Origin of the sequence: Roseibium sp., assembly GCF_025698965.1 — a bacterium.
In the GTDB taxonomy this organism is placed as follows: Bacteria; Pseudomonadota; Alphaproteobacteria; order Rhizobiales; family Stappiaceae; genus Roseibium.
This window is the reverse complement of the sequence record NZ_JAILWL010000185.1, coordinates 1-11,492: the sequence shown is the minus strand read 5'-3', so window position 1 is coordinate 11,492 and position 11,492 is coordinate 1. Positions and strand designations below refer to the sequence as shown.

Sequence of the window (11,492 nt, the reverse complement as noted above, 5' to 3'; positions counted from 1 at the left end):
CGGTCTGCCGGATATAGACGTGGGTGATCTGCTATTTCATCGGGGATGGCTCCGGGGATGCACCGCGAGATTGCGTTCTTGAAGTAACCTTCCTTCAGGTGCCGTTGAACCACATCATTGGACTCGCCGATAACCAGATCGACAAACCTTGAAAAGAAGCGCTTGCCGATTGACGTCATCCGATCTGGAAATGTCTGGCGGTCCAGAGGTTTTCCTGCTTTTTGCATGACACCTTTCCAGGTCATCAAAAAGGCGCTGTGAATGGTATGAGCGACAGGAATGCCAAGCGACTTTGCCGCTGCCCAGGTCGCCACGTTGATGTTCTCGATGCTGACGGTGTGAACCACATCAGGCTGAAACTCCTGCATCTCCTTGCGCATGGCAAAAAACGCGCGTGGATTGCCGTTTTCGAGGAGATGCCAGGTGATCTTTTGTAATTTCGAGCGGGGCTCGTAATAGTTCCAATAAATATTCAAGGACGGCATTCGCTTGACCGGAATGCCTTCGAATTCCTCAATCTTTTCTTCGTCAGAGACGTGAAGAATTCGTATGTCGTGCCCTTCCTTTTTCAGCATATGTGCAATTTGCAAAGCTGAAATTGGTCCGCCACCGTCAATGAATGGAGGAAACGCGGCGCAGGGCATCAGTATTCGCATTTAATACAGGGCTCCAAATTGCCTCTGGAAGAAGGCTTAACAATTGCGAGAAATGGCAGAAAAGTCTTATGGAAGTGTAAGCCGGCAATCGACGCATCCGTTTTGAGAGCATTTCCGGTCGAGCGATCAACAAAAGGGTGAAGCCTCTCTTAACGATCGATCTCGTGATCTTGCAACGTTGGTCGATTTTCACTTTTTTAACGGCGCAACTTGTAAATTGGTGTCAACGGTACAGCCAAAAATCAGGGCAGCGATCTCCTCGATCCGTGGCGTTAAAAAGCACAAATTTTTGAAAGATCACGAGAGAACATGAGCAACACAGGAAATTCAGCTGGATCGGAATTTTCGGTTAAATCGCTTCAGCTTACCCTGAAGGACAAGTTGCGCCGCAGCGGCAAGACCTTTGCCTTGAAGGTTATGTCCAAAAGCGGACTCGCGGATCTTGTCGGCAGGACTTACGGCGGCAACGGCGTGATTTTGATGTTCCATGAGTTCACGCGCGATCCGAAGTCGAAGTTGGGTCAGGGAACCAGAATTGACGACTTCGAAGCCGTATTGAAGATGTTGCGTCAAAGCGGGCGTGACATTGTCGGACTGTCTGAAGCGGTACGCCGGTTAGAAGATCCGAAAAGCCGGCCGTTTGTTGTTCTGTCTTATGATGACGGCTACAGATCCAACATCGAACTGGCGTTGCCGGTCATGGAGCGCTACGAAGCTCCGGCAATCATTTACGTGCCAACAGAAGTTCTGACCCGGACCATCAATGCCTGGTGGTTGGGTTTGCGCGAGATTGTCACCCGCAATGATCAGGTTGTTGTCGAGCCGATGAACAGCCGGTTCGAATGCAGCGAATACTCAGCGAAAGTTGCGACCTTGCGCCGTCTCATTGCCTGGGTATGGGAGGATTTTGGTCGCGCCGATGGTCTGCAGCAGGTTTTCAAAGACAACGGTCTGTCCATGGCCGATCTGATCGAAGAACTGTTCGTGAGTGAGGCGGAAATGGTCGAAGCCGATCGTCATCCGTTGGTCGAAATAGGCGCGCATACCACGACACATCGGGCGCTTCGGTTATTGTCCGCGCCGGAAGTGTCAAAGGACATCGGAGACAACAAAACCTATCTGGAAGGTGCCTTGGGTAGAAACGTACCTCACTTTGCCTACCCGTATGGACGACCGTCACTTACCGAAACGCGCGAGGCGGCGATTGTCAGGTCACTTGGGTTCGAAACTGCAGTGACCACCGACCCCGGATGCCTTTTCCCACAACATGCCGGGAACCGCTTTCTCTTGCCGCGGCAAGATGCGGAATTTCCGACAGATGGCTTTTCGCATGCTGTTTGCGGCGTGAACGGTGTCTACAGGGCTCTTGCTTCACGGGGTAAATCGCCCATAGCCAACACCGAATTTGAACAACTGGCCTCGCAGTGATGGATCACCCGGTGACGACAGGTCTTGAAGATGTTTCGGTAGTGCATGTCGTGCGCCAGTATCTGCCCAATGTTGGCGGGCTAGAGAATGTCGTTCGAAATCTGGTCATCCGGCAAAAAGAACGTGTCCGCGACGTCAAGGTGGTGACGCTGGATCGTCTGTTCGCCGATCCGGACCGGATACTGTCCAGGTACGAATTGATTGACGGCGTAGAGGTGCACCGAATTCCGTATCGCGGCAGCTCACGCTATCCCGTTGCGCCGGCCGTCTTCAAGGAAGTTTCCGGAGCGGATCTGGTGCACGTGCATGCCGTCGACTTTTTCTTCGACGCGCTGGCGATCGCGAATTTCAGGAAACGCCGGAAAATGGTGGCGACGACCCATGGCGGTTTCTTTCACACAGACAAGTTCGCAACACTGAAAGCGGGCTGGTTCAACACTTTAACGAGGCTGTCGTCCCACCAATACGAAGCCATAGCTTGCTGCAGCAGCAGCGATTTTCAGCAATTTCAGAAAATTGCGCCAAAGCGTGTAAGCCTGATTGAAAACGGTGTCGACATCGACAAGTTCCGCGATGCCTCTTCGCAGAAACCTGAGAAACAGCTGCTGGCGTTGGGGCGGTTTTCTTCCAACAAACGTCTGGACCGTGTGATTGACCTGCTCAAACAACTCAATTCTCAGGATCGTGAATGGAAGCTCGACATTGTCGGTATGGAATCGGATCTGACGAAAGCGGATCTGCTCGCGAAGGCTGAAGCTGCCGGAGTTGCCTGTAACCTGCAGGTGCATGTCGGGCTGGAAGACGTTGAAATCCGATCCGTCATGCGTAAATGCAGTTTCTTCGTCAGTGCATCGGACTATGAAGGTTTTGGGCTCGTTCTGATTGAGGCGATGAGTGCGGGTCTGATCCCGGTCGTTCATCCAAACGATGCGTTCAAGGGTCTTGCCGGACAACATGACCTGATTACGCTTGCCGACTATTCCCGGCCCGAGCTTGCAGCGTCTGCAATCACTGAGCGGTTCTGCAATCTTAAGCAAATTCCAAAACTTCGGCAGGACATTATAGGCGCGGTCGAGAGCCACAGTTGGGACCATGTCATCGAGCAATACGACCAGCTTTACCGAACCGCTCTCGGTATTCGCGGAATTATGGAGGCGTAAGTCCGTGAATTCCTCGGTCCAGTTCGTTGCTGTTGCTGGTTGCGTTCGGAAGGCAGGCAGCAGCAGAGTTTTCGTGGCAAGGTGTCAGGCGGAAAAATTTGGAGACCAGCTATAGAGAATGCAGACAAAATAAGCATGCCGATCGTGATCGTTGTGCTTGCCGCGACGGTCTACAATGCCGTCCTTGCGGTTTTGAACGCGCATGTTTCCGGGCTTGGTTTTACAGCGGTTGCAGCCACGGAGATGCTAATTCTGCTTGCTGCACTTGTCTTGATTTTGAACAATGGCCTATTCGAAAAGGACATTGTTCCGTTCTCTCTATTGATCGTGACCCTGGTATTTGCGGTTTATGTATCGGTGATAAGTCGTGGGGCGGTCATCGATTACCTGCGAAACATTCTGATTATCTTCTGTTTCGTGACGCTAGGCACGCTGATCACGCTCAGGGGGATCCGATTTATTTTCCTGACGGCGTGCGGGTTGGTCTTCGTTTGCCTGCTTCTGGAAATTTATTCGGTCGATATGTACGGCGATCTGTTTTTCCCGGGGCTCTATTTCGAAAACACTCGCGGACTGGAACGAAAGGAATATTTCGACACGAAACTGTTTCACAATGCCCTGGGGTTCGAAGGGCGGTTTACCTTCGGGTTGATTGGGCACCGGTCGTCATCTCTATTTCTGGAACAGGTTTCACTGGCCAATTTCGCCGGTGTGATGATGATTGCTTTGCTCACCTTGTGGAAGCGATTTTCCTCCTTCCAGAGGGTATTTTGCATTGTCACCATCAGTCTGATCCTACTCACGAACGACAGCCGGACGATGCTGATTTTCGGAGCGATTTGCTTTCTTGGGTATTTCGCCTTTCCGTATTTTCCCAAGGTCATCAATCTGCTGTACCTGCCGGTGATCCTGTTTGCCGGTTTTCTCGTCTATATCATCAAGCCGGATGCTTCGGGTGACAACATTCCCGGGCGAGTCGTGCTGACCATGAACCACCTCCTTGATCTGGACCTGACCGATATTCTTGGTTTCGCGGCCCGTTCTGCGGGGGCGTTCGCAGATAGCGGTTATGTCTACGTAATTGTGATCGGAACGGTATTCAGTCTGGTGCTGCTGTGGCTTTTTGTGAGCCTTTACCCTGCCTGCGACACGCCGGAACAGCGACGTTTCTCCCACGCATTTTCCATCTTCATGTTCATGAACATGATGATTGGCGGCACGGCTGTCTTTTCCATCAAGATCGCCGGACTGCTTTGGCTGCTTACGGGTTTCATGAAGCTGTTGCCGACGTCGGAACGGGTATCCGCTGGCTCTGAGAGCAATGTTCACGCACAGCAGCTTAAGGAGACGTGATGCTGGTTCAGCTTCAATATGTGAGAGCCGTTGCGGCACTGCTGGTCGTCTACTTCCACAGCGTGCTGCAACTGCAACGGCTGGACCCGGACGCCCTGTTCTCCGGCTTGCTTTTCGGTGAAAAGGGGGTGGACCTCTTTTTTGTCCTGAGTGGATTTGTCATGTGGCTGACCACGGCGGACAAGCAGGTTAGCCCGCTGCAGTTTTATCGGAGACGAATTGAACGCATTGTACCGGTCTACTGGCTGTTCACGCTTGCCGCGGCGTTTATTGCGCTTGTCCTTCCAAGCTATCTCAAGTCAACAATATTCGACCTGCCGCACATGCTGGCATCTTTGTTCTTCATTCCGTGGACGAATGCTGCCGATCCAACCGGCGGGTTGATTGCACCAGTGGTCATTCCCGGCTGGACGCTCAATTATGAAATGTACTTCTACCTGATTTTCGGAGCTCTGCTCTTGCTGCCGAAAAACGTCCGGATTCTGGCGCTGGGCCTGGTACTCACCGGTCTCTATGCGCTGTTCAGTTCAAGTCCGGAAGGAGGTGTGATTGCACGCTTTTACGGCAATCCGATTATTTTCGAGTTTCTCGGGGGCGTTGTTCTGGCGTGGCTGTACCTGGGCAAAAGACTGCTTCCTGCCGGCGTTGCAGTACCTCTGGTGCCCCTCGCGTTTGCAGGACTCGTCATTCTCGACGGTTGGCATTCAGGGCTGCCACGCCTTGTCAGTGCGGGCATTCCGTCGCTGCTTCTGATCTATGCGCTCGTTTCGATCGATTTCACAAAGGTGCGGGAATTCAAAACTCTGCATTTGATCGGCGATGCTTCCTACAGTCTCTATCTAAGTCACGTATTCACGCTTGTTGCCGTGCGAGTGGCATATGGCTTCCTTCCATTCGACTGGATGCAACATGAACTAATTTTCATTTTTTTCTGCCTGGTTGGTTCCGTAATAGTGTCGCTGTTTGTGTACCGTTGTTTTGAGGCTCCCGTTGCCGGAGTGTTCAGGGACACTCGCAAACGCCAAAAGCCTGCCGCCGGTATTTCCGGTGGGAAAGAAAGTGCCGGATGATGCGAATTGGGAAAAGAGTACAAGAAACGCTGGTCAACCATGTTGGGCGGAAGCTTTCGGCCGCAGGGACAATCTTGCTGATGCTCTCGCTGGGGTCGGCTGCCGGTGCGCAGGAGGTCTGCTACAAAGGCGTCAACCTTTCAGGGGCGGAGTATGGTGACAAACATGGCATCTTAGGCACAAACTACATCTATCCTACGGAGGAAACCGTCAGCTATTTTGCGGAAAAGGGCATGAACCTCGTCCGGCTCCCTTTTCGCTGGGAACGCCTGCAACCTGTGTTCGGCGAGGCGCTGAATACCGAGGAACTGAACCGGCTGCACAACGCTGTGGAACTGATCCGGTCTCACGGGATGAAGGTGCTGCTGGATCCGCACAATTTTGGCTACTACGACGGAAAACGGCTGATGACCGCGGACGTTCCAGCCCAGGCTTTTGCGAATTTCTGGATCAGGCTTGCGCAGGAATTCGCAAATCAGGAGGACATAATGTTCGGCCTGATGAACGAACCATACGATATTCCCGTCGAGGACTGGCTGATCGCGGCAAACCAGGCAATCGCCGGTATCAGGGCGGTTGGCGCAGAAAATTTGATCCTGGTGCCGGGAACGAACTGGAGCGGCGCATCAAGTTGGCAAAGCGATCGTCCTGCCGGAAACAATGGAAATGTCATGTCGGGCGTTTCGGATCCGGCTGACAACTTCATTTATGAAGTGCACCAGTACATGGATGAGGACTTTTCCGGGACCCACGAAACCTGCCCGCAGGCTGATCTCGCTCTAAAAGGACTGGTCGACTTTACCGGGTGGCTGAAGGAGCAGGGGGCTCGAGGACTTCTCGGTGAGTTTGGCGGATCCAAGGATCCAGCCTGTCTCGCCGGGTTGACCAGGATGGTTGACTATATGGATGAAGCGTCTGAGCAGTGGCTCGGGTGGACTTACTGGGCGGCGGGAGACTGGTGGCCGGCAACTGAAGGGAACAATATTCAACCCGTTGAAGGTACGGATCGCCCGCAACTGGCCGCTGTTATGCAAAGCAAGCCTCAAGTTGGCAGCTCGCATTGTTCAACGTTAAATTAACGATGATTTAGCATCCTCGCTTTTTGACAATGCAGCTGTTTGTAGAAAAGTCTAAAGGACCAGAATGAACCGGTTTGACGATGACTGGGACGAGCCGGATTGGGGCGACAACCGTCGCACCCGCTCATCCTTTGACGCGTCTCGTCGCCGTCGAGATTCTGACCGCGATCGCGGAGCTCTTCATCGCGAACTTGCCAAACTGGCCAACGCCCGCAAGGGCGGCGCCCGGAAGTATGACCAAAGAGCGCAATCTACTGAAGACGAGCCTTTCGGAGACGAGGATCGCAGAGGCAATTCGCTGCAGGGAAACAACCGGCGATTTGATGACCAGACCGATCAGTATGATCGTGAATCGCATCAACCAGCATCGACTTACACGGTAGCCGCTCGGGGACCGGTTACCGGCCCTCAGGTGATCGAGTCGCGCTATCGTGCGCGTGAGCCATTTCTCGACACCCGTTCGTTCATCCGATCACTTTATGAAAGCCGCTGGATTATTGTCTTGCTGGTGATCGTCGGAATGGCTCTTGGCGCTGCCGCAACGCTCACTTTGACGCGAAAATACACCGCGCATGCGAGCCTCTATTTTGACCCGGCGAAGCTTCAGGTGACCTGGGATGGCCAGACATCCAATCAGTTTTCTCCGCAAACCGTTACCTCGCTTGTAAACAGTCAGATCCAGATACTGACCTCCAGCACTGTGATGCAGGATGTTGTCGAGAAGCTCTCGCTAACGGATGATGCAGAATTTGGTGCTTCACTGACCGGACCGGCAAGCACCTTTGCCGCTGCGTCCGCTCTGGCAAAAGCGGTGAATGCCTCCCGGGTTGGCGATTCATTCATTATTGCGGTGAATGTCACAACGCAGGAAGCAGACAAATCGGCGGAAATCGCCAACGAAGTGGTTGAATCCTTTTATCAATACGAGACCAAAACCGCGTCTGACCAGTATTCAAACGTGACTTCGGTGTTTGATCGTCGGCTGGAAGATTTGCGAGCCAAGGCGTTTGCAGCTGAAAAGGCTGTGGAGGATTACCGGGCCAAGAACGATCTGGTGACTGCTGGTGGGGTCTTGATTTCGGATGAGAGACTGGCGGCATTGAATACCGCTTTGGTGGCTGCGCAGCAAAAAACCATTGAAGCGAGTGCCAAGGTCGATGCCGCAAATCGACTGAGTCTGGAAGACGCCGTTGCAGGAACGAGTGACACTGAGGTTTCTTCCTCGACACTCGTGCAGCTCCGCCAGCAATACTCAACCGCAGCCGCAGAACTGGGCAGCTTGCAGAGCCAGTTGGGCTCCCGGCATCCCTCGATATCGGCAGCTGAGGCAACCTTGACCGGATTGAGGACTGAAATCCGTCTGGAGCTGAAGCGCATGGCGTCCATCGCGCAGACGGAGCTTTCCCGGGCCCAGAAGGCGCAGGACGATCTGGCCAAGGAACTTGCAGCTCAAAAGGCATTAAAACTCAGCAATTCCCCCAACCAGGCGGCGCTGGACAATCTGTTGCTGCAGGCTGAGACAACAAGAAATGTCTACGAAGCCATGTTGACGCGCACGAGACAGGCTAACGAAGAGTTCAACAACCTTCAAAGCAACGTGCAGGTGATCGGCAAGGCGGTGCCGCCAATAGATGCGGATGGCCCGGGTCGCCTGATGATGTTGATCGGTGGCTTGTTTGGCGGAGGTGCATTGGGGCTCGGGCTCGGTATATGTTTCGCGCTTGCTCGCAGGCTGGCAAAACACCCGGGTCTCCGGTCCTATTTTTCGTTTAACGACTGAGTTTCATGCGAGGAAACCCGGTTTAGGGCTGAGCCGGCTGTGAATGCAGGTGTCGAGCCATCGCTTCCAATAGTATAGACATGCTGCCAAATGTCAGGTGTTTGCGCCGCTCCCAATAGCGGTGCGTCTTGGCTCTGTTTCAATTTGTGAATTGGTCGATTTGCAAAGTACCGAAAAACTCTTTCCTGTTCGATGACCTTGCAACTTCTGGCTTAGCCGCCAGCGGGTCTGAATCTTTATGGCTTGGTCTAAGCGCCGATAAGTCCCATTTCGACCATCATTATAAATAACCTTGCGTAAGTTTAGCGATAATACTCGAGAAGATAGGTCGATTAATCTATATTGAATTGGTTTGGAAAACTGTGTTTTTGGTTAATTAACTATTATTAATTATCCGAAAGTCTTGCGCTTGTTTTAAAGATAAATAAATCCCACTAGTATAACTATATAAGTCGTTGAAGCCTGAATTTGACGAGCGGCGGTGCCGGGCGGACAGCTCTTCGATCAATCGGTCTATCAGACCGGGACAGATCGAACGTTGTTGCCTTAACACATTAGAAACGCAGTCAAAATTCTTCCGTCGGATGGCCGTCCTGGTTTGCCCGACGAGGTTTCTGTACAGGGTTGCTGTGGTTTATGTCATGCTGATGCAGAAAGTTGAAACAGAATTTCCGTTAGGGAATGACGGCGCGGAGATCGGTCCGTTCTCCATAGCGCGGATGACGCGCCTGGGAGCGATTCAGCTCGTCCGCTCCTCGGTTCAGACGCGCAAACCTCTCGACATTGCTATCTGCAATGCGCACACCATCCTCACGGCGCTCGACGATCCATCATATGCCACGACCTTGCGGCAAATGACTCTTTTGAACGATGGTATTGGAATTGACCTGGCCAGCCGGTTTCTCGATGGCGAATTCTTTCCGGCCAATCTCAACGGAACTGATCTGGTTCCCAGTATTCTTGAGGAGATTGGAATTCCGTTGCGGATTTATCTCCTGGGAGCGTCCGAGCACCACGTTCAGCTGGCGAAGGCCCACATTGAACGTGTGTTCCCGTCCCACAAGGTCGTCGGATATCGCAATGGGTATTTCGACATGAACGACTGTTCTGACGTTTGTGCCGACATCAACATCTCCAAACCGGATCTATTGCTGGTGGCAATGGGAAATCCGCGTCAGGAGAACTTTATCGTTCACAATCGGGCAAAACTCGATGTCACGGTTGCGATCGGTGTCGGTGCGCTGTTCGATTTCATGTCTGGATCGGTTATGAGGGCGCCAAAGGCGGTGCAGTCCGTTGGTCTTGAATGGTTGTTTCGGTTATTGCAGGAGCCACGTCGGTTGTTCCGTCGATATGTGGTCGGAATTCCGCGCTTCTTCTATGCGCTTGCGAAAATGAAGTTCAATCAGTCTCACAAGAAGTTTTAAGGCGTTTTGTTCCGAGCAGGTCGTCGACCCTGACAAGAAGCTCGGGAACATCTGACACCGTATCGGCAGTGGGCAGGTCGGGACGGTCGACCATTATAACCGGCAGCTGCAAGCGGCGAGCTGCCTCAATCTTCGCATAAGAGCTTTTACCACCACTGTTTTTTGTCACGATATGAGTGATACGGTGGTCAATGAGCAATGCAATTTCCCGTTCAACATCGTTTGCCGGACGGGCAAGGACAAGGTCCCAGCCATCCGGTAAAGACGCAGACGGTGGCTCGATCATGCGGGCCAGGCCGTAAATGTCTGTCCGCTCCGCAAAGAGTTGAATTTCCTTGCGGCCAACAGCCAGGAATGCGCGGCTGTTGCGTGGCAACGTTTGGACTGCGTCTTTCATCGAAGCCACATGCTCCCAAGTATCTCCTTCGCCTGCTCGCCAGGGCGCGCGCTCCAATCGGATAAGAGGCAGCTTGAGGCCTGCCGCCGCCGCGACAGCATTGCGGCTCATTTGTGCGGCAAAGGGATGGGTGGCATCGATTATCATATGGACTTTCTCCCTTTGGAGATAATCCACGAGCCCGGAAATACCTCCGAATCCGCCAATTCGGCTTGGCACTCCAAGGTTTGGCAAGTCCCGGACGACGCCGGCAAAGGATGCTGTCATTCGAAGCTCCGGAAATTCAGCAGACAGATCGCGAGCAATCTGGCGGGCTTCATAGGTCCCGGCAAGCAACAGAATGTGGTCAGGCGTTTGTGTCAAAATCGCTTGTCCCCAGAACGTTGCCCTGTCGATCGGTGATCAGAATTTCGACAGCGACAGGAGCATCCCTGAGGATCTGGCGAACGGCTTGTTTAGTCCGCCAGGCAAGAGCTCCACTGAGATCAAGTTTTTCTGTGAGAGACCGATCCAGAATTTCCTTGGCGGTATTTGCGGATCCGGCTTCATTCACAAATTCGGGAGAAGCGCCAGCTTCTCGAAGTAGATCCTGCAAAAACGAAAAATCGACGGAGCTGCGGGCAGAATGGAGATCGAGCGCGCCCTGAGCCAGTTTGGAAAACTTGGCAAATCCACCGGCGAGCGTGAGCCGTTCGACCGGATGATTGCGCAGATACTTCAAAAGACCACCGGCAAAGTCGCCCATATCCAGATAAGCGCTTTCATCGAGATCGTATCGCGCTTTGACGGCATTTTCCGAAGTGGAACCAGTGGCACCGACGACATGGGTCAGACCAATGGCACGGGCAACGTCGATGCCGCGATGAATGGAAGCAATCCAGGCTGCACAGGAAAAGGGCCGAACGATCCCTGTTGTGCCCAGCACTGACAATCCGCCTACAATTCCAAGACGTGGGTTCATCGTCTTCTGGGCAAGTTCCGCACCGCCGTAAATAGAAACTTCAATCTCCACATCTCCGGGGGCGCCCATTGTCGAGGCCACTTCTGAAATTGCCGCTTGCATCATTTGCCGGGGCACGGGATTGATCGCCGGTTCGCCCGGTGGGATCGGAAGTCCGGGGCGGGTCACGATGCCGACGCCA

The 11,492-nt window shown here is 53.1% G+C and carries 10 protein-coding genes; 7 read left to right on the top strand and 3 right to left on the bottom strand.

Annotated features, from left to right (window positions below; all coding sequences use genetic code 11):
- Positions 1 to 656: glycosyltransferase (locus tag K5905_RS15950; protein WP_297585660.1), on the bottom strand; the 656-nt coding region annotated here is incomplete at its 3' end.
- 309 nt (positions 657 to 965) lie between these two features.
- Between K5905_RS15950 and K5905_RS15945 the strand changes: the two genes are divergently transcribed.
- The 7 genes from K5905_RS15945 (at position 966) to K5905_RS15915 (ending at position 9,953) form a co-directional block, all read left to right on the top strand.
- A complete protein-coding gene (locus tag K5905_RS15945; protein WP_297585659.1) occupies positions 966 to 2,084 on the top strand; it encodes a polysaccharide deacetylase family protein in 1,119 nt (372 codons plus the stop codon).
- A gap of 11 nt (positions 2,085 to 2,095) precedes the next feature.
- Positions 2,096 to 3,244, top strand: coding sequence for a glycosyltransferase family 4 protein (locus K5905_RS15940; RefSeq protein ID WP_297585658.1), 1,149 nt, complete (start codon positions 2,096 to 2,098; stop codon positions 3,242 to 3,244).
- Positions 3,245 to 3,379: 135 nt separating this feature from the next.
- On the top strand, positions 3,380 to 4,597 hold the full coding sequence (locus K5905_RS15935; RefSeq protein ID WP_297585656.1) for a hypothetical protein: 1,218 nt from the start codon (positions 3,380 to 3,382) through the stop codon (positions 4,595 to 4,597).
- Positions 4,597 to 5,667, top strand: coding sequence for an acyltransferase (locus tag K5905_RS15930; RefSeq protein ID WP_297585655.1), 1,071 nt, complete (start codon positions 4,597 to 4,599; stop codon positions 5,665 to 5,667). Before K5905_RS15935 ends, K5905_RS15930 begins: the two co-directional genes overlap by 1 nt.
- Positions 5,668 to 5,747: 80 nt before the next feature.
- Complete coding sequence (locus K5905_RS15925; RefSeq protein ID WP_297585654.1) at positions 5,748 to 6,746, top strand: glycoside hydrolase family 5 protein; 999 nt, start codon at positions 5,748 to 5,750, stop codon at positions 6,744 to 6,746.
- 64 nt (positions 6,747 to 6,810) lie between these two features.
- Positions 6,811 to 8,526, top strand: coding sequence for a GumC family protein (locus K5905_RS15920; RefSeq protein ID WP_297585653.1), 1,716 nt, complete (start codon positions 6,811 to 6,813; stop codon positions 8,524 to 8,526).
- 641 nt (positions 8,527 to 9,167) lie between these two features.
- Complete coding sequence (locus K5905_RS15915; RefSeq protein ID WP_297585652.1) at positions 9,168 to 9,953, top strand: WecB/TagA/CpsF family glycosyltransferase; 786 nt, start codon at positions 9,168 to 9,170, stop codon at positions 9,951 to 9,953.
- Here the strand turns inward: K5905_RS15915 and K5905_RS15910 are convergent.
- Positions 9,928 to 10,713 carry a cobalt-precorrin-6A reductase gene (locus tag K5905_RS15910; RefSeq protein WP_297585650.1) on the bottom strand — a complete coding sequence of 262 codons (786 nt, stop codon included), beginning with the start codon at positions 10,711 to 10,713 and terminating at the stop codon, positions 9,928 to 9,930. The genes K5905_RS15915 and K5905_RS15910 overlap by 26 nt on opposite strands.
- The coding region (locus tag K5905_RS15905) for a cobalt-precorrin-5B (C(1))-methyltransferase (RefSeq protein WP_297585649.1) at positions 10,697 to 11,492 on the bottom strand (796 nt) is incomplete at its 5' end. The genes K5905_RS15905 and K5905_RS15910, both read right to left, overlap by 17 nt.

Coding starts and splice junctions, on each gene's coding strand:
- K5905_RS15915 (WP_297585652.1), top strand. CDS start 9,168: ATGCTGATGCAGAAAGTTGAAACAGAATTTCCGTTAGGGAATGACGGC.
- K5905_RS15945 (WP_297585659.1), top strand. CDS start 966: ATGAGCAACACAGGAAATTCAGCTGGATCGGAATTTTCGGTTAAATCG.
- K5905_RS15935 (WP_297585656.1), top strand. CDS start 3,380: ATGCCGATCGTGATCGTTGTGCTTGCCGCGACGGTCTACAATGCCGTC.
- K5905_RS15925 (WP_297585654.1), top strand. CDS start 5,748: ATGCTCTCGCTGGGGTCGGCTGCCGGTGCGCAGGAGGTCTGCTACAAA.
- K5905_RS15920 (WP_297585653.1), top strand. CDS start 6,811: ATGAACCGGTTTGACGATGACTGGGACGAGCCGGATTGGGGCGACAAC.
- K5905_RS15930 (WP_297585655.1), top strand. CDS start 4,597: ATGCTGGTTCAGCTTCAATATGTGAGAGCCGTTGCGGCACTGCTGGTC.